At 43.3% G+C, this 22,482-nt stretch carries 16 protein-coding genes; 15 read left to right on the top strand and 1 reads right to left on the bottom strand.

Annotation, left to right across the window (positions count from 1 at the left end; all coding sequences use genetic code 11):
- Positions 1–239 precede the first annotated feature (239 nt).
- From FN961_RS18185 to FN961_RS18195, 3 genes are all read left to right on the top strand, one after another.
- Complete coding sequence (locus FN961_RS18185) at positions 240–2,111, top strand: sensor domain-containing diguanylate cyclase (RefSeq protein WP_144041598.1); 1,872 nt, start codon at positions 240–242, stop codon at positions 2,109–2,111.
- Positions 2,112–2,736: 625 nt separating this feature from the next.
- Positions 2,737–5,316 carry a TonB-dependent receptor gene (locus FN961_RS18190; protein ID WP_144041599.1) on the top strand — a complete coding sequence of 860 codons (2,580 nt, stop codon included), beginning with the start codon at positions 2,737–2,739 and terminating at the stop codon, positions 5,314–5,316.
- Between the two features lie 315 nt (positions 5,317–5,631).
- Complete coding sequence (locus FN961_RS18195; RefSeq protein ID WP_144041600.1) at positions 5,632–7,005, top strand: TonB family protein; 1,374 nt, start codon at positions 5,632–5,634, stop codon at positions 7,003–7,005.
- A 69-nt stretch (positions 7,006–7,074) separates the two neighbouring features.
- On the opposite strand, the gene FN961_RS18200 is transcribed toward FN961_RS18195, so the two are convergent.
- Complete coding sequence (locus FN961_RS18200; RefSeq protein ID WP_144041601.1) at positions 7,075–9,216, bottom strand: winged helix-turn-helix domain-containing protein; 2,142 nt, start codon at positions 9,214–9,216, stop codon at positions 7,075–7,077.
- Between the two features lie 277 nt (positions 9,217–9,493).
- Here FN961_RS18200 and FN961_RS18205 point away from each other — a divergent pair, with 277 nt between their 5' ends.
- From FN961_RS18205 to FN961_RS18260, 12 genes are all read left to right on the top strand, one after another.
- On the top strand, positions 9,494–12,121 hold the full coding sequence (locus FN961_RS18205; RefSeq protein ID WP_144041602.1) for a TonB-dependent receptor: 2,628 nt from the start codon (positions 9,494–9,496) through the stop codon (positions 12,119–12,121).
- A 102-nt stretch (positions 12,122–12,223) separates the two neighbouring features.
- Entirely contained in the window at positions 12,224–12,772 is a 549-nt protein-coding gene (locus FN961_RS18210; protein ID WP_144041603.1) for a septation protein A, read from the top strand.
- Between the two features lie 112 nt (positions 12,773–12,884).
- Positions 12,885–13,184 carry a YciI family protein gene (locus FN961_RS18215; protein ID WP_144041604.1) on the top strand — a complete coding sequence of 100 codons (300 nt, stop codon included), beginning with the start codon at positions 12,885–12,887 and terminating at the stop codon, positions 13,182–13,184.
- A 14-nt stretch (positions 13,185–13,198) separates the two neighbouring features.
- Positions 13,199–14,005, top strand: coding sequence for an exodeoxyribonuclease III (gene xthA / locus FN961_RS18220; RefSeq protein WP_144041605.1), 807 nt, complete (start codon positions 13,199–13,201; stop codon positions 14,003–14,005).
- Positions 14,006–14,395: 390 nt separating this feature from the next.
- Positions 14,396–14,923 (top strand): twin-arginine translocation signal domain-containing protein, encoded by a 528-nt coding sequence (locus FN961_RS18225; RefSeq protein WP_144041606.1) that lies wholly within the window; start codon positions 14,396–14,398, stop codon positions 14,921–14,923.
- Positions 14,924–14,946: 23 nt separating this feature from the next.
- The gene (locus FN961_RS18230; protein ID WP_144041607.1) at positions 14,947–16,530 is read left to right on the top strand and encodes a GMC family oxidoreductase; all 1,584 of its coding nucleotides are present in this window, start codon (positions 14,947–14,949) and stop codon (positions 16,528–16,530) included.
- Positions 16,531–16,636: 106 nt separating this feature from the next.
- A complete protein-coding gene (locus FN961_RS18235) occupies positions 16,637–17,626 on the top strand; it encodes a thiamine pyrophosphate-dependent dehydrogenase E1 component subunit alpha (protein WP_144041608.1) in 990 nt (329 codons plus the stop codon).
- Between the two features lie 25 nt (positions 17,627–17,651).
- A complete protein-coding gene (locus tag FN961_RS18240; RefSeq protein ID WP_144041609.1) occupies positions 17,652–18,665 on the top strand; it encodes an alpha-ketoacid dehydrogenase subunit beta in 1,014 nt (337 codons plus the stop codon).
- A 2-nt stretch (positions 18,666–18,667) separates the two neighbouring features.
- Entirely contained in the window at positions 18,668–18,904 is a 237-nt protein-coding gene (locus FN961_RS18245; RefSeq protein WP_144041610.1) for a biotin/lipoyl-containing protein, read from the top strand.
- A complete protein-coding gene (locus FN961_RS18250; protein WP_144041611.1) occupies positions 18,905–19,591 on the top strand; it encodes a 2-oxo acid dehydrogenase subunit E2 in 687 nt (228 codons plus the stop codon).
- Positions 19,584–20,300: a lipoyl protein ligase domain-containing protein gene (locus tag FN961_RS18255; RefSeq protein WP_229814732.1), complete on the top strand. Its 717-nt coding sequence runs from the start codon at positions 19,584–19,586 to the stop codon at positions 20,298–20,300. The genes FN961_RS18250 and FN961_RS18255 overlap by 8 nt, the downstream gene beginning before the upstream one ends.
- Before the next feature lie 95 nt (positions 20,301–20,395).
- Positions 20,396–22,351 carry a sigma-54-dependent Fis family transcriptional regulator gene (locus tag FN961_RS18260; RefSeq protein WP_144041612.1) on the top strand — a complete coding sequence of 652 codons (1,956 nt, stop codon included), beginning with the start codon at positions 20,396–20,398 and terminating at the stop codon, positions 22,349–22,351.
- Positions 22,352–22,482: the final 131 nt, after the last annotated feature.

Raw genomic sequence — 22,482 nt, forward strand, 5'->3', positions numbered from 1 at the left:
GGTTTAAAAAGAATTTTGTTTAATTAAACCTGTATTAACTGGCAGTAAAATCATTTACTGCCAGTCTTTTAGTGTTCAACAACATATCAAAGCGAAGTTAATGATTTGTAAAATATTTATACTTACTAAGTTGTAATAATACTTTAGACTAACGCGGTATATTCAAACTTCGCCACTCGGTTTACGCTATTTTGTGATCCTCTCTTGGTGATATTACCAAAAGCGTTTCAGGAGGTCACTTGGGTCTAATTCTCACTGGTCCACAGCCCATATCAAGAAAGGTATTATTACCAAGCATTCTTGTGTATATCTGTTACTTATTGTTCTCGCCATTGACGTTTGCCAGTGAACCTAGCGCAATAGACATAGCAACGCATCACCAAGGTGAGACGACTGGAGATAACTACTATTATCTTATTGACTCCAGTCAATCTCTCTCGCTTAGTGATGTCATTACAAGCGCTGAATGGAAAAAATCGGAACACAATATCACCAATAGAGGTTTTACCTCTGCCGTGTCTTGGATGAAGTTCACACTCAAAAACAGCAGCCAAAACGATTTCGATATGATTTTAGAATATGTTGAAGCCACTGTGCAAAGTATCGATATTTACCATCGTAAGCTAGGAGATAAAGGGGAGTTTATCCACTCTAATTTTACCTTTTCAGCCCCCGTATCATCACGAGAGGTTAGCTTTTACCGGCCCGCTTTCGAGTTGAATCTGCCCTATCTTGAAACCCATGAAGTCTATGTAAAAATCTTTCCTGGCAGCCAATTCCCCATGCACAGTTTCACCGCCATGAGGATATGGGAACAAACCCAATTCTATCTATCCACCCATGTCGAACTGACATTTATGGTGATCTTATTATGCACAGAACTATTTATGGGACTCGCCACATTACTGGTTTTCGTTATCTCACGAGACAAGATGTTTCTCTACTACTCTTTGTTTGCATTCTCAATCGCCTCGCTGTTTGCATCTTTAAGCGGGATTTGGGGCTACTTCTTTGCTAGAGAGAGCTACCATCTGTGGATGGTTGTGTTTCAAATAAGCCTGAGTCAAATAGCGGCAATCTGGTTTGTCAGGTGTTTCTTAAACATACGCCACATCTCTAAAATCATTGATAACGCGCTCCTACTCGTAATCGCCGTTTCAATAACTGGCGCCATCATTAACTTATCAGGCTTCCCCTACTACCCAAGGCTAATTATCGACAATACCGCTTTCCTCTACATTTTACTGGTTCCAATCGGCTTATTTGCTTGGAGTAAAAAAGTGCCGCACGCAGGTCTATTTACCTTCTGTTGGGCGGTATTCATACTGGGTATGATCGCCGCATCATTGCGATTAAGAGGCTACTTAATTGACTCATTTGTGTTGCAATGGCTCATCTATATCGGCGGGTTTATCGAAGCATTCCTACTCACCACCATCATGGTGTTCAGATTAAGAGACATGCAAAATGCTAAATTGAAGATTGAGCTAAAACACAGGTTACACCTTGAAAACTATGCAAATGAGTTATCCGAACAGGTGCAACAACAAACTAAACTGCTACTTGATGCGAAAGAAAAGGCAGAAGTCGAAGCTAGGGTAGATATTTTAACGGGCTTAACCAACAGGCGTTCATTTATCGAGTCTGCCCACGACTTTATCGCCAGAGCAAAGCGCTGCCCAAATACCAACCTATATCTGTTGATGATAGACATTGATCACTTCAAAAAAGTCAATGACACCTATGGCCACGCAGCCGGTGACGCCGTGCTAATTGCTGTTGCAAAAACCCTATCAGACACCATACGGACCATTGATGTCGTCTCTAGGCTCGGAGGGGAAGAGTTTGCCGCCCTAATGGAAAATAAAGAATCACAAGGGGCAATTGACCTTTCTGAGCGTCTGCGAAAAGCCATTGAGAACTTAGTTGTTGTGTTTGAGGGGCAAACCATTCAGATCACCACTTCCATCGGTATTGCCAAATGGCAGCCCATAGACAACCTCGATTCACTATTGAATCAAGCTGACAATGCACTCTACCTAGCCAAAAAATTAGGCCGGAATTGTGTGCAATCATCCTGTTTAGAACGCCAGCAACTCAAACTGGTTTAAGTAACTCCATAGCAATCAAGGCAATCAATGCCTTGAAGCAAGGCTAATATAATCAGCCAAATTGAGCTGACGACATTCAGCTAAAACCATTCACAATCATTGAGCAATAACACCAAATTGGTTCATTTGGTATGCCCAATTGCCCCAAAAAGACATTTACCTGTGTTTAACTCCTTCCTCTGCATTGTCGCTAACACCAATATCTGACTAACTCGACAGCGGTATCAGCGCATCAGTCGTGAAAAGTGACCTAAGTAATAAATATCACCATTAAACTAACTAAAAGCTTTAATACTTAAAATCAGCACCTTAAAAATATATTACGTATGTTTCACAACTTTTCACATAGATTCAAGACTCTTCAAACCAAGTTTATTTATATGAAGTTGAAACGTTAAAAGCATGTTTCAGCCATAACAATAAGAAAGATGAATGCAGTGATGGATTGTGTGAAATACGGTGATTTTGGTCCTATTAACCTAATTGACAGAACGTTTTCAGACATAAAATCCAGTTCAATTATGACCTCTTACAAGTAATAAATTGGGCCGTTCATTTTTATAGAATGATCTGCCTCGAACTCTAATTTGTACATGAGAAAAATGATAAGAACATGGAGTACACAATGAAGGTCCACAAGAAAACCCGATTAGGCGCAGCAATTAAACATGCGATTTTTGTAGGCGCAGTAGTGATGCCTATGACCAGTTTTGCCGCTGAAGAAAGTGAAGTAACGCCAAATATTAATACCGATGAAGTCGAAACCATTCAAGTTAGAGGGATTAGAGGCAGTGTCGTTAAATCTCTCAACACTAAACGCTACTCAAATTCAGTCGTCGATGCTGTCACCTCTGAAGATATTGGCAAGTTTCCAGATCAAAACGTCGCAGAATCTCTGCAACGAGTGACCGGGGTGTCTATCACACGTAACTTTGGTGAAGGCGAGCGTGTCAGCATACGAGGGACAACTGAGAGTCAAAACAGAACCCTGTTAAACGGCCAAGCCGTAGGCTCTGCTGATTGGTGGACCAACTCTCCGGCCAACCGTGGATTTAACTATACGATGCTGCCGTCCGAGATCGTATCCGGTTTAGAAGTATATAAGTCTCCTGAGGCTGATATTGATGAAGGCTCTATCGGGGGAACTGTTATCGTCAGAACCCGTAAGCCTCTTGAGCTTGAATCAAATCAATTTTCTGGCTCAGCACTGGCTCAATACAGTGAGATATCGGGCAAAACAGACCCACAACTGTCCGGCATGTATAGCTGGAAAAATGAAGATGAGACATTCGGTGCGCTTATCTCTGTTGTCAGGCAAGAACGTAATCTAAGGCGTGATGGGATCGAAGCATGGAGCTGGACAGATAGAGACATTACCCTAGAAGATGGCACGGTACATAAAGATGTTTACAGCCCTGGCGGTGGTGGCTCAGCCATGTTCCAACAGGAGCGAGTACGAACCGGTGTGAATCTCAGCTTGCAGTATCGCCCGACATCTAACTTAGATATGACATTCAATGCGTTAGATTCAACACTTGAAGCTGACAACGTGAACCAAAACTTCCTATGGTTACCAGGTTATGGTGACTCACAATACACTTCAGTCAATCTTATCGAACATCCGGAAGTGGGCACCATGCTCACAGGTGGCACCATAGGGTTATCACCCACTGGCGATAATATCTTAGATGAAACTAAAATCAGAAACTCTAAAATAAAAACCAAATCTTACGATTTCAAAGTGGATCATATTGGTGATATTTGGAGCTCAAGCGTTCATTTAGGCTATACCGAGGGCACTGGTGGCTCTCAAGCTGACCGAAGTGTTGGGTGGGGAGGAAACTATATTAATAGCTTCGACGCCTCTTCAGCACGGGATGTTAAAACGCATTATGGCGCGAACCCTGCTGATGGAAAAAACTGGGATCTCAGTTTTCTTCGCTACGACAGAAACTATGCAAAAGATGATGAGTTTTATATTCAAGCCGATTTTGAACGTCACATCGATTTGGCCATATTCAATAAAATAAAGTTTGGTGCAAAGTATCGTGATCACTCACGTTTCAATACTAAAGAGACCACCAATAATCGCACTGATTTAGGGTGGAACCTAGCGGATTATTCTTTGCCTATGCCATCAGATTTCCTTGAACACCAAGGTTCAAGTGGCACACTTAAAGATTATGCCATTACTGACGCAGACAAGGTACGCAATGAAGGCGATGCATTAAATTGGGATTATCGCACCTTACAAGCAAGTACCTTTGATGTAGGTGAGAAGATTTATGCGGCTTATATCAAAGCTGATATCGATGTTGAATATCTAAGAGGTAATGTTGGCGTTCGTATTGTGCAAACTAACCAATCATCCTCAGCCTTTGTTGGTGAGGAGGGACAAGGGGTGTGGACCACTCAAGATAAAGACTATTTAGAAATTCTGCCAAGTTTAAATTTAGCAGTCGATCTTGATGACGACCTTGTCTTAAGAATGAGCGCCTCTAGAGTCATGGCCCGTCCAAACTATGTGGATATCACCTCATCAACTTCTTACAACCTAGAAACCAAAACAGGCGTTGGCGGAAACCCTGAGATTGACCCTTACCTTGCGACTCAGTTTGACCTAGGACTTGAATGGTATTTCAGTGAAGCTGGCATTGTCTCGGCCATGTTATTTCACAAAGATATCCAATCCTTTATTGAGCAAAAAGGCAAACTTGAGATCCATGAAAATACAGAGATCTTAGTTAACCGCCCTGTCAATGGCAACGGCGGCACGATCATGGGCTTAGAGCTGGGTTATCAACAGGAGTTCTTCGAGGATTTTGGTATATCAGCTAACTACACGTTTGTTGATGGCGAAGCAAAAGATGAAGCTGGCAATGATGTCACCATCCCCGGCAACTCAGAACACACGGTTAATTTAAGCTCTTATTATGAACATGAAAGCTTTAGTGGCCGAATATCTTACAACTACCGCACCGGATACGACACGGGTTTAGGCTGGCCTGGTTACATCGATGATTACGGTCAACTCGATGCCAACATCAGCTATCAAATCACCGAAAATATCAGCGTTGTTCTTGAAGCAATTAACTTAACGGATGAACAAACCTTTAGTTATCAACAAAAAGGAGTAGAACAAGCCCTAACTGGTCTCTACGCCGATGGCAGACGTTTCGTCACAGGAGTACGTTTTAATTTCTAGCGCAAACCTTTTATCCTCCTTAGATGTTTAAAGGGGTAACCAAATACCCAGGAGTGGGCTTCCCTTCCACGCATCCTTGGTTACACGGGTTTTAGCGTCATGTCTAAAACCCGTGGCTCTTTTTTATTCTGTCATATCCATAAAAAGGTAAATAACGCCTAGTTTAAATACAATTAATCAAGCATTAGCTAATTAAACACAGTAGAATAGTAAACAGAAAACAACTATTTTGTTAAGGTTCTTAGGCCTGTAACAACAATAAATAGGTCTAAACCTCAATGGCTCCACTGATTAGTCGATAACCTTACGACAACGATGAAATTTTATCTTTCGATTATTATTTTTTTATCGCTAACATTCTCTTCAACCCTTAGAGCGGACTTGTTGTCGGCAACACTTGAGTACAATAAAGGTAACTACCTCTCCTCCTACCAAGAATTTCAACGACTGGCCAAATTGGGCAACCGAGATGCCATATTCAATATCGGTGTGATGTACCTTCACGGTCAAGGGGTCGAAAAGAATTTAACGTCAGCACATTCATGGTTTCTTCTTGCTGCTGATTTTGGTGTCGAAGAGGCGCGCTCAGCTGCCAGACTGATTGAGATGGAAGTTAACGATCCAACAAGCTTAGAAAACCACTACCAAACATTAAACCAGAATTTTAGTTATTCAATCTTTAGCCGTGATCTGCAACCAGTATTCAACCCTGAACAATATACCCATGATCAACAGCCAAAACGCATCTATACTCTTGACGCTAAATATCCACAAGAAGCCTATGAAAAAGGGCAAGAGGGTTGGGTCTGGTTAGATTTTGATATTGATGAATCCGGCGCAGTGAAAGATGTCGAGATTTTAGACGCTTTCCCTGACAACACATTTAATCGCTCCATCTACAACGCTGTACGCCGCTGGCGTTATGAGCCCTATATCGTCAACGGTAAAGCGCAAATTTACCGTAATCGTTCGCTGATTTATCACTTCACCACTTTTAAGGGCAAGCGCTACAAAGAAAGCTTTGCCAGTCAAAAGCGGGAATACCAAAAGAAAATCAGCGAGCTGATTGAAAGTGCAGAACAAGGCAATGCCATCGTTCAATATTATATTGCTAACTGGATGGTTGCCGATGAGCACAACGCCACACGTCTACTGAAATTTCATTGGAGTGATGAAAACGCAGGCTCTCAACTGCTGCTCTCATCAGCCAGTAATGGCTACTCCAACTCACAATATCGACTCGGTTCCAGTTTATTAAGGGGTGAATATACCCAAGCTAACCGAGAAAAAGGGTTGAACTGGATCCTACTAGCAGCCCAAGGAGGGTTTGTTCATGCTCAATACCGACTCGCCAGAGAGCTACTGGATAAGCGACATGTTGAATTTGATGTCGAAAAATCTCAACGTTGGATGATAGCCGCCGCAGACAGTGGTCACTTTAGGGCCATACGAGACATGGTGGTTCAAAGCGTTGACAATAAAAGCTTCACCACGGCACTGAAATACTTGAAACTCGGGCTAATACAAGATGATTCTCATCCTGATCTACTCCTAGCTCAAGCAAAGATTCTTAAGCATCAAGGCCAAACTTCTTTAGCGACTAAAAATGCAAAAAAAGCCTTAAAGGAAGCTAAGAGTCGAGGTTGGTATTCGCAAGAGATAAGCCAGTACTTACAAGGTTTGAAGTAATACCTTGTTCTATTGATTGGTATAATGCCAACCAATATCAAACTCCCCTCTACCCCTAACAGCAACCTATTATTGATCTGTATCGATTTTTCTTTGCAGTAAAATGTCGGTCTCAACATTTTCAACTTTAGAGTAAACCACCCGCTTACCATCATCCGATGCACTGATATTGAGTGTCAGGTGAAACTCCTGCTCATGATTTCCAATATGGCTAATGAAGCGGTTATGATTGGTATCAAACTCATAATAATAGAGCTTTAAAAGTAAGCCTTGTCGTACCACATAATAGATCCCTCCATCAATAATTGCCGGACGATACAAGCTTAGCGAAGGTTGCAGATCGTACACCCCAAGTTCAGGTGCTAAATTTAGCGCTAAAAAATCGGCAATCTTTTTAGAGTAATGAATAAAGGACGGATTAAGCGTTTTAATCAACTCAAGATCACCTTGGCTCGTGATCGCTTGTTTATCATCTTCAACAACCGGTGTTGACGTGCCCAACTGCAGATTGTATTGCCATGATTGCCACTTGCCTTCATTGAGCCCTGAGAAATTGATATGCTTACCATCTTGTGACCATACCACAGCATCCAGTTGCTCATAACCTGAAACGATTGGCACCATATGCCGACTATAAGTATTGATAAGATAGAGTTTGTCTTCAGTGTCCCCCAACAGAATGTTCTCACCGTTTGGCGACCAGAGTAGATAATCTGGTTTGATATTTTCAGGTAGATTTGCCAGTAAACTGGCCGCTTTTTTATGTTTGTGTTTAAGCCAGATCTCAACATGACTTAGGCCATCTGCCGATCCCCGCTGGAAAGAAACAAACGCCATCTGATCGCCCTCTTTTGACATCGTTGGCAATATGTCAGTGCGGGCCGATGATGAAACCTGTCTGGGTTTAACTTCACCTGCTGATTCTGTTCGGCTAAATTCAATATTATACAGATTTACATTCACTTGCCCCTCAGAGTAAGCCAATTGCTGCGTCACCCTATTCATATCGATATCCGGAATAAATCCCATCGGGTTATGAACCACCTGACTCTCTCCATTAAGAGACATTAAGCGTAAACTGGTGTTGCCTAACCAGAAGCTTTCATTGACCTTATGCCATTTAAGCCCCCAATAATCTTGCTCACTAAAATCAATGATTTTGCTATCTAAACTGATTAAATCAACCAGTTTTAACTCAAACCACTTTTGATTTTTTTCCACCAACAGCATCAACAAACTCTCTTTATCGATATCCATCAACAAAGGATTAAACTGAGGCAGATCTTGCTGCTCAACTATCTGTGGAAACTCATCGTTAGACAGGGTCACTTTGGTTAACATGGCTTGGTTATCTCGCCATCTGCGTCGATATAAAGTCTCCGGCGAAACCCAGTGCATCTTCTGTCTGCTATAGCCAGGTTCACAGTCGCTCAAGTGGCGATCTGGACTTAAACGCCATGTTTCAACCGGCGTCGAAACCGACATAATACGCACATCACAGCTAATCGGATCGTGGCGATAATAGATAAGCCACTGGCTGTCAGGAGACCACTCTGGCGCCTCTTCGCTGTATCCTGTGTTCTTAATCGAGTGAATGGTTTCTGTTTGAGCGTCATAGACAACCAGATCCATCTGGCTGCGATTTTCTGAAATCTGACTGAAAGCCAAATAGCGTCCATCAGGAGAGTAACGAAGAAAGCCTTCAGGGCCTGGTACTGAAGTTAATCGGGTTTCATATTCATAGGTGGGCAGAGATAAGCTGGGTTTGGTCAATTGAAATAAGCTGAACATCAACCCCATGCCTAAAACAATCCCCAAGATGGCCATCATGGGTTTTGAAGTTCGCTTAACAACACCGAACTCTTCAGAAACCTCAGGGGCTTTAATCGCTTCTACGCTGGCAATAAGTTGGTAGCCGACACGGGGCACTGTTCGAATAAATCGAGGGGTGCCTTTGTCATCTTGAAGTGACTTTCTTAACTGGGTGATGGCCTGAGAGACAGAGTTGTCACTGACGATCGTGTCATGCCATAACTCATCCATGATCAGATTACGTGATACTGCTTCACCATGGTGTTTGATTAACAATTTAAGCAGGGCAAGCTGCCTAGCCTCAATCTCGAGCCATTCTCCATCAATCAAGAGTTTAAGCGCGACAAAGTCGACTATTACCTCATTGACCTTTACTTTATCGGAACAACTTAACGACATTTAAGCACTAAAAACGATGTTAACTATTGGTTAATTACAATAACACAGAGTAGTATGGAACCGTGCATATTCTAAGTCGCTGTATTAGTTATATCAATAATAAATATGACCACTAAAAATATACCACTTAGCGTCCGTTAAAGGGAAAGCGGACTCTTACAAACAAAAGACTAAATATAACTAAAAATATTAATTAGTTAGCCGGAAACCACAATGTCATTATTGCGGTGTTTTTCAATTTTATCTCTGGCTAGAAGTGTAATATCAGGATATGACTATGAGCATCTCATCTCTGCGCTACTTACTCCCTGTGTTGTTACTCCCTGTAACAACTCTGAACGCCGACGCCAATCAACCTCGCACTGAAAACAGTCATGCTGATTCACTGGAGAAAATTCAAATCCGGGGTATTCGTGGCAGTGTCGTTGAATCAATCAACACCAAACGTAACAGCGTTTCGGTACTCGATGCCATTACCGCTGAAGATATTGGCAAATTTCCCGATAAAAACGTAGCAGAATCCCTTCAACGTATCACGGGTGTGTCGCTTACTCGGGTTCAAGGAGAAGGAGAGAGAGTGGGCGTTAGAGGAACGGCGCCGAGCCAGAATCAAACCTATATCAATGGTCAAAGCATCGCATCGGCTGACTGGTGGATCTCGTCACAACCTAATCGTGGGTTTAACTACACTATGCTCCCCTCTGAGCTTGTCAGCTCGTTAGAGGTTTATAAAGCCCCTGAAGCCGACCACGACGAAGGCTCACTCGGTGGTTCCATCAATATCAAAACCCGTAAGCCGCTAGAAACAGAAAATAATATGTTTGTCGGCACCGCTCAGATGCAATACAGCGAAACTTCTGAAAAAACCGATCCCCAACTTTCTTTACTCTATAACTGGATTAATGAAGACAACAACTTTGGCGCGCTTATTTCTCTAATTCGCCATGAAAGACATTTAAGACGTGATGGTCTTGAATCTTGGGGTTGGGCTGAACGTGATTACAATATTGATGCGCAAGGCAGCTTGTCTGAAACTCAGCAAGAAGATGCAGATCTTAAAGATATATGGAGCCCAGGTGGTGGTGGCAGCGCAGTATTCGAACAACACCGAATCCGATCAAGTGCCATGCTCTCTTTGCAATACCAGCCTAATCTTGACTGGAATATCGAGTTTCAAACCCTCTACTCTCAGTTAGATGCCAATAACCGCAACCAAAATTTCCTTTGGCAACCCAGTACGGTTTACGGCAGAGGCGGCAAAGTCAGTGACTACCAGATCCAAGATGACACCTTAACCTCCGCCACTTATAGCCAAATGCCCAACGATAACCCAAGCGGACGCCCCTTTAGTACTGCCATGGAAGCCATTTGGCGTAAATCAAAAATAGAAACCAATATCTACCACCTTTTGCTTGAACATGAATTCGATTATTGGAAAAGTCAGTATCAAATCGGCTATACCCGTGCCAGTGGGGGGACTAATGGCGACTTTACCTCTCAATGGTCAGCCAATACCGATTTTAGCGTCAACACGCAAACGGCAAAAGATATTCAAACACACTACAGCACGTCACCTTTACAAGCTGACGCGTGGGCCATCAGTGAGGTAAGAAAGGATTCCCATAATTCCGTTGATGATGAGTTGTTCGCTCAGCTCGATTTTGAATATCAACTTGATAGAGAGTTTATCGACTCCATCAAGTTTGGGACCAAATATAAACGACACACACGAGACTTTATTCGTTTCCGTTCTCGCAATGGCGGCTATCAAGGACTAGCTGGTGATTTAGGCTGGACACTCGCCGACTTTCCCGCCGCATTCCCCAGCGACTACCTAAAGGGAGTTGGCTCGCAAAACACCCTCAAAGACTATGCTTTTGCCGATACCGACGCCCTAAATTCAGCCTATAGTGAGCTTAACTTTATTCAAACAGAGGAAAAGCCAAGCAGCTTTGACATCACTGAGAACAGCTACGCTGGCTACACTAAAGTGAACTTCTCAGGTGAGAGCTACCGAGGTAATATTGGCGTTCGAGTGGTTCACACTCAACAAACCGCCTCGGCTTATCAGCAAACCCCAACAAATGATGCTCAACAACTTGACTACCTCTGGACGACATCTGATAAAAGTTACACTGATGTGTTACCCAGTATCAATATCGCCATGGATTGGCGAGAGGATCTGGTCTTTAGAGTCGCGGCATCTAAAGTGATGTCTCGTCCTGAATATCATCATCTAATGCCATCGACAAATTACAATGTCACCCAAGCCCAAGGCGCTGGCGGAAACCCGGAGCTCGATCCATTTAGAGCCACCAAATTTGATGTTGGCCTCGAATGGTATTTCGATGAAGCCGCTCTATTTTCAATTGCAGGCTTCCAGAAAGATGTGAAATCTTTCATCGATATCCAAAGGTATCAAGAGGAGTATGAAAACATAGAGATGATCATTAACCGCCCCGTCAATGGCAGTGGCGGCACAATCAGAGGCCTTGAGCTGAGTTGGCAACAAGAGATCATTTATGGCCTCGGCATCATAGCCAACTACACCTATATTGATGGCAAACGCAAAGATTTAGAAACAGGCGAGAATATAAATATACCGGGTCATTCCGATCATACCGCAAATTTAACCACTTACTTTGAGAATGATTGGCTCAGTACTCGTCTGTCCTATAACTATAGAACTGACTTTGCCACGGGGATTGGTGAAGAGATCAGTGACGACATCGGTCAATTAGATGTGAACTTATCCTTGATGCTCACCGAGCATGTGTCGTTGGTATTTGAAGGCATAAACCTCACCGATGAGATCATTTACACCTATGAGCGTAACCAATATGCTCCAGTCGGGGTCTATCGAAATGGGCGACGTTTTTACGCGGGTGCCAGATTATCCTTTTAATGGGCTAGAGTGAGGACTGTAAAGGCTGCTACGCAATCCCTTTTGCGGCCTTTACTGGCATGCTACAATCACTTTTTTGAAATCTTATTTAGATAGAGACTTATGAAACAACTGCTCGATTTTCTCCCCTTAGTGATATTTTTTGCTGTCTATAAAATGTTTGATATCTATGTAGCCAGTGGTGCCCTTATTGCTGCTACCGCGTTGCAGCTTATCGTGATATACGCTCTGTATAAGAAAATTGAAAAAATGCACCTCATCACGTTTGTGATGGTGACTTTTTTTGGCACACTCACATTAGTATTTCATGATGACAGCTTTATTAAATGGAAAGTCACCGTGGTTTATGCCCTATTCGCGATTGCTTTAGGTGTTAGCCAACTCATCAATAAACCAATACTTAAGAGTATGTTAGGTAAAGAACTTATTGTTCCCGATAAAATATGGGCCCATGTCACTTGGTATTGGGTGTGTTTCTTTCTTGCATGTGGTCTTATCAATATCTATGTTGCCTTTAGCCTGTCACAGGAAACCTGGGTTAACTTCAAAGTCTTTGGCTTAACCGCACTCACCTTGATTAACACCGTGATCACGGTCATTTATCTTTTTAAAAATATGCCTGAAGAGCATAAAAAAGAACTCAATAAATAGATAAATCCACCGAGTAGAGTACGCCTATTATCGCCCTGCCAGCAGGGCGATAAATTAACACCAGAAATCTCGATTTGGCTGCACAATCGCTGCACAAAAAAAGGAATTAACCATGTGGTATATGATCTCCTCCCAAGATGTTGACAATAGCCTAGAGAAACGTCTGGCAGCACGCCCAGAACATCTGGCTCGTCTACAACAACTTGCCGATGAAGGACGTCTATTGATCGCAGGGCCTCACCCTGCCATCGACAATGAAAATCCGGGTGAAGCGGGCTTTACAGGCTCACTTGTGGTTGCCGATTTTGCATCACTTATTGAAGCTCAAGCGTGGGCCGATGTTGATCCTTACATCGCAGCAGGCGTTTATGAGAAAGTAATTGTTAAACCCTTTAAACGTGTACTGCCATAACACCGGAGCTAATAATGAAAATAGTCTCATTTAACATCAACGGCATTCGCGCCAGATTACATCAACTGCAAGCGCTCATCGATGCCCACCAGCCTGATGTTATTGGCCTGCAAGAAACCAAAGCCCATGATGAGGTTTTCCCCGTCGCCGACGTTGAAGCCATGGGCTACAAAGTTCACTATCACGGCGGCAAAGCTCACTACGGTGTGGCGATGATGTCTAAGCTTGAGCCAGTAAAAGTTCAAAAAGGCTTTCCGACCGATGAAGACGATGCGCAGCGCCGCATGATCATGGGCACATTCACCCAAGAGAATGGTCGTCCGTTAACCGTCTTAAACGGCTACTTCCCTCAGGGCGATAATATCAGCCACGAAACCAAGTATCCTGCTAAACGTAAGTTCTACAAAGATTTAATGATATACCTCAATGAAAACCACACTCCAGATGAAGATATCGCCATCATCGGCGACATTAATATCTCACCTGTGGATCTTGATATCGGTATTGGTGAGCCCAACGCTAAGCGCTGGCTTAAAACCGGTAAATGTAGCTTCCAACCTGAAGAACGTGAATGGCTTAAAACCCTGATGGATTGGGGCTTGGTTGATACATTCCGCGAACTGCATCCAGATCGCGTTGATCGTTACTCTTGGTTTGATTATCGCAGTAAAGGTTTTGTTGATAACCGCGGTCTGCGTATCGACGTGGTATTGGCAACCAAATCATTAGCTGAACGTCTGGTTGAATCTGATGTGGACTACGAATTGCGTGGCATAGAGAAGCCATCAGATCACGCGCCGATCTGGAGCAGTTTTAAGTAGTTCTGAACGCTACAAATTAGTCTTCATATCCATCCAAACAACCCCATGATTGAGTCTTACTAAATCATGGGGTTTTTATTTGAATCGTATTTATTGCCAACCGTTTTACCTAACCTCACTATTTGACCTAAAACCTCACCAAATGCAGGCTCCCAGTCAGTGTCGGCTCCCGCTTAACACTCATCTCAAAAACAGATCATAAAATCTAAATTCAACAATTAAAAAACGTTAAAACCCGATAAAAAAGGCAGTGACACACCTGTCTCACCCCCGTCTGTTCTTAAACACAAATAGAATTAAAAATCATTCATCCCCATGTATTTATGATGATTTTTCGTATTGGCATAGATGTTGTAACCATGGGTAAACCTTAATAAAAAGGAGAAAACCATGAGCAATAATGATCACTCTACATCTAGGCGTAAGTTTCTCAAAAACACTGGGATAGGTGTTGCAGGGACAATCGTAGCCTCCACTTTATCAGTGACGGGTTCTGTAGCAGAAGAAGCTAAAAATATTAGCCTGCCGGACTCACCACACGTAAGTAAAACCTTGTTGAAAATGGCCAAGGACATCTATCCCCACGAGATGATCCAGAACAAATATTATCAAAAAATTGTCGATGATTTGGCCAAACAGCAAAAGAGGTTAATAGATGAAGGCGTTGCAATGCTTGATGAACAGAGCATAGCAAAATTGGGGTCCCCCTTTTTACAGGTTAATTACGAACCCGATAGAGTTCGCTTGCTACGTTCAATTGAAGAGACCACTTTCTTCATCAAAGTCCGCACTGCATTGATGTTTGGACTGTATGACAACCCTGAACTCTTCCCTCTGTTTGGCTATCAAGGTTCATCAGTAGAAAAAGGCGGTTACCTCAATCGAGGGTTAAACGATCTTGATTGGTTAAGCGAATAATCCCACTTACAGAGGAAATAGATATGACAAATATAGCAAAATTTGCACTCGATGATGACAGTCTGGTCGTCATTATAGGCTCTGGAGCTGGCGGTGGTACTGTCGCTAACGAGTTAGCTCAAAAAGGCATAAGTTCGGTTGTTTTAGAAGCGGGTAAACGCTTTACGCTCGAAGATCTAAAAAACAATGAATGGGAGATGTTTATGAAGCTGTCATGGCTTGATAAGCGCATCTCAGCTGGAGGTTGGCACCATTCAAAAAACCACACTAACTTACCCGCCTGGATCGTTAAAGGTGTCGGCGGATCCTCTATCCACTGGGCCGGTGTTTCTCTTCGTTTTAAGCCGCATGAATTCAAAATGAAAAGCACCAACGGCAATATCGAAGGGGCAAATGTTGCCGACTGGCCTGTGACGTATGAAGAGGTAGCTCCCTACTACGTAAAAGCCGAACACAAGATGGGCGTAACAGGTAAAGCAACTGATACACCTGATTTACCTGAAAGCAGCCACACAAAACTGCACCGTATCGCAGCCGAGCGCACAGGGATGACTTTTACCAACGCACCAATGGCCATCAATTCAGTACCCAATGATGGCAGACCCGCTTGTCAGCAAATCGGGTTTTGTATGCAGGGTTGTCGTATTGGCGCTAAGTGGTCAACCATGTACACCGAAATCCCCAAAGCTGAAGCAACAGGTTTATGTGAAATACGACCTAACTGCATGGTGTTAAAGATTGAACACGATAAGAGCGGCAAGGCCACCGGCGTACTTTATGTGGATAAAGACGGCAATAAAAAACTGCAAAAAGCGCGAATTGTATGTGTTGCTGCAAACTCAATTGAGTCACCAAGGTTACTGTTAAATTCAGCATCAGAGATGTTCCCCGATGGACTCGCTAACTCATCAGGACAAGTGGGTAGAAACTACATGGGCCACGTTACTGGCGGTGTTTATGGTGTTTTTCCTGAGCCCGTTAATATGCATCGCGGCACATCGGTTCCAAGCTTAATCACCAGCGAGCAAGCGAATAACCCTGAACGAGGTTTTGTCGCGGGATATACCCTCGAAGTGTTATCTCTGGGCTTAGGTTTCTTATCTGCCTTTTTGAAACCTGGCACAAGTGGTTGGGGAAGAGAAACAGCTGAAGCCCTTGAAAACTATCAGAACATGGCAGGTGTGTGGATTTGTGGTGAAGATCTTCCCGTCGCAACGAATCGAATCACGTTGCATCCAACCGAAAAAGATCAGCATGGCCTACCCGTCCCTGTCATCACAAAAACAGATCACAATAACGATGTAGTGATGCGTAATCACGCTTATTCGCAGATGGCAAAACTCTATAAATCTGTCGGTGCAACCAAGATGCACAACTTACCCGCTTATCCGAGTAGCCACAATATGGGGACGAACCGTATGAGTGAACACCCGTCCGATGGCGTAGTCAATAAATGGGGACAAGCACATGATGTTCCAAACCTGTTTATCTCTGATGGCAGTCAATTTGTCACCAGTGCCGCCGTTAATCCCACACTCACGATTGTCGCGCTCGCCATTAGGCAAGCAGATCATATTGCAGGGCTAATGAAAAGCGGCCAAGTGTAGTCAGTTTGTCTTTGTGGCGTTTATGGGTTTGGTCATTTTATTGCTTACCTGATTGCTTAATCTGGGTATTGACCATAAACGTCACTTTTTTATTCAGGAGAGAACAATGTTACCAACCAATGAACAACGTCGATGGATGTATCGAAATATGCTCATCAGCCGCTATATGGAAGAGCGCATCGAAACCATCTACATGGAAGGAAAAAAGCCCATTTTCAATATGGCAAACGGCCCTATTCCAGGAGAGATGCACCTTTCTAATGGTCAAGAACCTTGTGCAGTGGGTGTATGTTGCCATTTAGGGGCTGAAGATATCGTGACAGCGACCCATAGACCCCACCATATTGCGGTTGCTAAGGGAGTTGACATCAAAAAAATGATGGCCGAAATCTTCGGCAAAAAAACAGGGTTAAGTGGTGGCCGTGGTGGCCATATGCACCTGTTTGATAAAGACGTTAACTTTGCCTGTTCAGGCATTATTGCCCAAGGTATGGGACCCGCAGTAGGCTCGGCCTTATCGCGTAAATTGCAACAAAAATCAGGCATTGCCATTGCGTATATTGGCGAGGGAGCTGCAAATCAGGGAGCCTTTCACGAAACACTCAATTTAGCGTCTGTGTGGAAATTACCCGTCATCTTTATTATCGAAGATAACGATTGGGGCATCTCTGTGGCCAAATCAACATCGACGTCGGTGGCCAAAAATAGCGACAGAGCCGCAGCCTATGGAATGCCAGGCATCTTTATAAAAGACAACTGCCCTGACCAAATATTTAGTGCAACAGCTGCTGCCATTGAACAGGCTCGACGCGGCGATGGCCCCACTTTAATCGAAATAAAAACCTCACGCTTAGCAGGCCACTTTATGGGGGATGCTGAAGATTATCGACCAAAAGGGGAAAAAGAAAATTTGCTTATGAATGATCCTATCCCTACGTATCGACAAGCTCTGCTCGATGAAAATGTCATCACACTCGAAGAAGATAGCGCACTTGTTCAAGAAACCCAGCAACTGATCGAGGATGCCATCACTTTTGCTAGAGATAGTGACGAGCCCGCACCCGAAGAAGCGTTAGAACACGTATTCGCTCACTAGTATTCATCAATAGAAGGCCAAAACAATGTCTGCAACGAATAAATTAACCATTGCACGTGCAATGGCAGAATCCCTAGCTCAAGAGATGAGAGCCGATCCTAACGTCTTCATTATGGGGGAAGATATTGCGCAACTCGGCGGTGTCTTTGGTAATACACGAGGACTGTATGCTGAGTTTGGAGGAGAGCGCGTCCGTGACACGCCGATTTCAGAAACGGCCTTTATTGGTGCCGGTGTGGGCGCTGCAATGGACGGCATGCGTCCTGTCGTCGAGTTGATGTTTGTGGATTTTTTTGGTGTCTGCTTTGACGCCATATATAACTTAATGGCGAAAAATATCTACTTTTCTGGCGGGCACTCAAACGTCCCGATGGTGATCATGGCTTCTACTGGCGGTGGTTACTCTGATGGCGGCCAGCACTCCCAATGCCTTTACGCTACCTTTGCCCACCTACCAGGGATGAAAGTCGTCGCACCCAGTAATGCCTATGACGCTAAAGGACTTTTGACTGCGGCAATACGCGACAACAGCCCAGTGATCTACTTATTCCACAAGGGCCTGCAAGGCATGGGCTGGTTAGGCACAGAGCCTGCTGCCATCAACCAAGTACCAGAAGAAAACTACCAGTTAGAGATTGGCAAAGCTAAGACTGTCATCTCTGGTACTGATATCACCATTGTGAGTATTGGTATGGGGGTTCATCACGCGTTAAAAGCCGCACATGAATTACAAAAAGCCGATATCAGTATCGAGGTCATTGATCTGTGCTCACTGGTCCCATTAGATCGCGAACATATTATCGCGTCGGTTAACAAAACGGGCAAGCTGATTGTCGTCGATGAGGATTATCACAGTTATGGCATGAGTGGCGAGATTTTCGCGTCTGTCATTGAACATGACCATACCATTTTCAAAACGCCGCCTCAGCGCATCACATACCCAGATATCCCCATTCCATTCAGCCGACCGATGGAACAATGGGCCTTGCCCTCTACCGAAAAGATAATTAACGCTTGTTTAACAATGAAGGAGAAATAAAGATGGCACAGGCAATAATTGTACCCGTCGATTTATGGGAAGACGATGATGCAGAGGGCGTTATCACCGCTTGGCTGATTGATGACAATAGCGAGGTTCAATCTGAGCAACTTGTTGCAGATGTCATGGTTGAGAAGATCCAGTATGAAATACACTCCCCTTTCACGGGTAAAATATCCATCACCTGCCACGAGGAAGAGGTTGTCACTAAAGGATGTACGATTGCGGAGGTGTCTTAAGTGGATACTCAAATCAATAACTTAGTACACCTCAAGGGCGTGAGAGGTGCGATAGCCAAAAAGATGATACACAGCTTACAAAGCAGTGCTCAATTAAGCTTTCATGCAGAGGCCAACATTTCACCCCTGCTGGATTGTAAACGACAACTCTCTGCACAAGGCAACAATGTCTCCTTACAAGATATGCTGCATTTAGTCATCATCGCCACACTAGGCCGCCATATGCACCTGAATGGAAAATTGGAAAACAATGCAATTACCTATGATCCAGACATTCATCTGTCCTTTGCGGTGAGCTTAGCGGATAACTTATTAGTGACGCCGACTATTTTTTCAGCTCAACACCTTACCATTACTGAGTTGCAACAATTGAGGCATGAGGCAACAGGGAAAGCACAACGAAACGAGCTAAAACCCAAAGACTATACAGGTGGTAGCATTACCATCACGAATTTGGGCTTATCTAGGGTGAAATATTTCACCCCAATCTTAAACACGCCTCAAATCGCTATTCTAGGTTTGGGGGCAACCACTGAAAGCTACAAACTCAATGCAGCAGGTGAATTAGAGGCGACAAAATTAATGGGACTCTCTTTAACTGTCGATCACAGGGCAATTGATGGAGTTCCTGCAGCCAATTTTCTGTCTGATTTATGTACCAATATTGAAGAGATTGAATGTGAATAAATCAATATTCATGGATCCAGTAACAGCACTTGCATGGGAGAAGCACGCACTTGACCAAATAAAAGTAGACGGTCAATATCGTCTACTTGTTTGGGAGCCAGAGACAAGTGTCATGGTGTTGCCAACAGGTCCTCGTTGGAAAATGCCACCTGAAAGTACCAAGCAGATGACGTCGTACGGGTGGCAGGTTCAATACCGTCAAACAGGCGGATCCCCAGTGCCTCAAACTCCAGGGGTTATCAATCTAAGCATGGTTTATGCGTGGCCTAAAGATAAACCCTTATCAATGTCCGGAAGCTATCAGCTACTCATCGACTTACTAACTCAATGGTTAGCCCATTACGGCATACAGGGAGGAACTGGCGAGGTTGAAGGCGCTTATTGTAATGGCACCTATAACTTCGTAATCAAAGAGCAAAAACTTATCGGCACCGCCCAACGCATCTCATCAAATACCAACCAGCAATATTTCGTTTTAGCCCATGCCTTTATTTTATTCGATGCGGATATTCTACAACTGATAAAGGCAGTAAATCATTGTTATCAATCACTCAATCTAACAGAGGTTTTTGATACTTCTGCGATGACATCACTGACTCAACTTGACCCACAACTCAAGGGGAAAAAAGCGTCGCTCATAGAAAACCTTGAGTGCACTGCACACGCGATACTCAAGGCACATAGCCAGCAACAAAACACGCAAAGCTAGACTGGGATAGTGTTATATGCTAATCCTAGCTAAATTAACAATTATCTAACAGAAGACATATGGAAGTGCATAAAATATAAAGTTAAGGTTTTGACATGAGAAATTCAGTGATAGACCAGCACATCTCAAACGTATACAGCTCTATTGAAAACAAGGGTATAGAGAAGAATGTCGTTATTAGTTCTTGGAAACGATGTATTGAAACCTTCAAACTTGATCCCCTAAGCCGCCAACCTTCCCGCGTATTAACCCATTCCGAGTTACAAAATCATACCTATCCCATTGAAGAATTTATCACTACCGCACGAGAGGGCATGAGAACACTTTACGCACAAGTACAAGCACTCGACTATGTGGTTTTATTATGTGATAGAAAAGGCGTCACTGTTGATTATATTGGCAATGACAGGCTGAATAAAGAACTTAGAAACTCAGGACTATACTTAGGTGCAGACTGGAATGAGAGACATGCAGGGACCTGCGCCGTTGGTACGTTAATCAACGAATATGAACCGATGACCATTCATCAACAAGACCATTTTGACATCGTGAACACCACATTAACTTGCTCTGCTTCGCCGATATTAGATCACGATGGTCAGCTACTGGCTGTATTAGATGTGTCAGCACTACATTCGCCAAAAGAAAAAAGCAGCCAACATTTACTGCTAAAGTTAGTGCAAATGCACGCTAGGTTTATCGAATCGGCGCATTTTCTAAATTATTACCGTGAACATACCATTTTAAAATTTGATATCAATGTCTGTACGCTATCAACCAACTGCCCTAACCTTATCGCATTAGATAAGCACAACGTAATTGTTGGTGCCAATCAAAATGCGCGTAAGATCATGGCACGCGAACTGGGCATTAAAGACATCACCTCTCAGCTGTTGACTGGTTTTGAATTTACCTCGTTATTTGAACTCAGTAAAAGCGAAGACGCCGCTTCATTTGACTATTATTTATTTAAATCTAGAAATACCGGACTGTCTTTTTTCTGTGACATTCAAGCACCTAAAACAAAGAATAAAAGACTGTTTAACCCAGCACCAAATACCATTCATGACCCTGTAAATATCGTAGCAGCAGAGATAGATAAACTTGCAGGTCACGATCCTTCGATGCACAAAGTCAAACAGCTGGCTAACAAGTTTTCTCCCACAGACATTAATATTTTAATTAGAGGGGAAACCGGCACAGGTAAAGAGGTGCTTGCTAAAGCCATTCATGACAGCAGCAAACGCAGTGGTGGGCCTTTTATCGCCGTAAACTGCGCTGCCTTACCTGATAGTTTGATTGAAAGTGAACTGTTTGGTTATAAATCTGGCAGCTTCACAGGTGCAAACAGCAAAGGTAAATCAGGGCTTATTCTCGCAGCAGATCAAGGCACGCTTTTCTTAGATGAAATTGGCGATATGCCCTCATCCTTACAAACCCGACTACTGAGAGTATTGGCAGAGAAAGAGGTCACCCCCATTGGCTCTGACAAACCCATTAAGGTCAATTTTCGACTCATCAGTGCCACTCACCAAGAAGTTGCGCCACAAAATATACCGAATAAGAATGATTTTAGGGCCGATCTGTACCACCGTCTTAATGGCGCAACGATCAACCTGCCACCACTGCGTGACCGACAAGATATCTATTATCTTATCTCCAAGCTGATGAGTAAAAAATCAAATATGAACTTGTCTAAATCAAGTTTGGAAGTGCTCACTGAGTACGCTTGGCCGGGCAACATTCGCGAGTTAAAGAATGTCATTAACTATGCCAGCACCCTTTGTGATGAGGAAGGAATACGATCTGAGCATTTACCGGATTACGTCTTTACCCGTGATCCATTTATCGTTAACGAACACAGTTATTCTCCTACAAGGCATGTCGAGACATTATCCGAAGAGGGACAAGAGTTGTTATTAACACTGAGAAATAATAATTGGAATGCGACAGCTTCAGCAAAAAAACTCAACATTGGACGAGCCACACTCTATAGAAAAATGAAAAAATTCAATATTATATCTCCAAACAACACTGATTTGACTTACTGACACTAAATTATCACAATCACGAAATTCACTCTCTGGTCAGTAAAATACTCTATCCTATCGCAGTTCTATCTTTATGGTCTCAACTGGGCCATAAAGATAGAACATATCGACTTTAGTTGTTTTTAATCATC

Origin of the sequence: Shewanella hanedai (assembly GCF_007197645.1) — a bacterium.
Lineage (GTDB): Bacteria > Pseudomonadota > Gammaproteobacteria > Enterobacterales > Shewanellaceae > Shewanella > Shewanella hanedai.

Excerpts from the sequence above, each read along its gene's own strand:
- FN961_RS18205 (WP_144041602.1), top strand. The coding sequence starts at position 9,494 with ATGAGCATCTCATCTCTGCGCTACTTACTCCCTGTGTTGTTACTCCCT.
- FN961_RS18260 (WP_144041612.1), top strand. The coding sequence starts at position 20,396 with ATGAGAAATTCAGTGATAGACCAGCACATCTCAAACGTATACAGCTCT.
- FN961_RS18225 (WP_144041606.1), top strand. The coding sequence starts at position 14,396 with ATGAGCAATAATGATCACTCTACATCTAGGCGTAAGTTTCTCAAAAAC.
- FN961_RS18215 (WP_144041604.1), top strand. The coding sequence starts at position 12,885 with ATGTGGTATATGATCTCCTCCCAAGATGTTGACAATAGCCTAGAGAAA.
- xthA (WP_144041605.1), top strand. The coding sequence starts at position 13,199 with ATGAAAATAGTCTCATTTAACATCAACGGCATTCGCGCCAGATTACAT.
- FN961_RS18240 (WP_144041609.1), top strand. The coding sequence starts at position 17,652 with ATGTCTGCAACGAATAAATTAACCATTGCACGTGCAATGGCAGAATCC.
- FN961_RS18230 (WP_144041607.1), top strand. The coding sequence starts at position 14,947 with ATGACAAATATAGCAAAATTTGCACTCGATGATGACAGTCTGGTCGTC.
- FN961_RS18245 (WP_144041610.1), top strand. The coding sequence starts at position 18,668 with ATGGCACAGGCAATAATTGTACCCGTCGATTTATGGGAAGACGATGAT.
- FN961_RS18200 (WP_144041601.1), bottom strand. The coding sequence starts at position 9,216 with ATGTCGTTAAGTTGTTCCGATAAAGTAAAGGTCAATGAGGTAATAGTC.
- FN961_RS18195 (WP_144041600.1), top strand. The coding sequence starts at position 5,632 with ATGAAATTTTATCTTTCGATTATTATTTTTTTATCGCTAACATTCTCT.
- FN961_RS18190 (WP_144041599.1), top strand. The coding sequence starts at position 2,737 with ATGAAGGTCCACAAGAAAACCCGATTAGGCGCAGCAATTAAACATGCG.
- FN961_RS18235 (WP_144041608.1), top strand. The coding sequence starts at position 16,637 with ATGTTACCAACCAATGAACAACGTCGATGGATGTATCGAAATATGCTC.
- FN961_RS18210 (WP_144041603.1), top strand. The coding sequence starts at position 12,224 with ATGAAACAACTGCTCGATTTTCTCCCCTTAGTGATATTTTTTGCTGTC.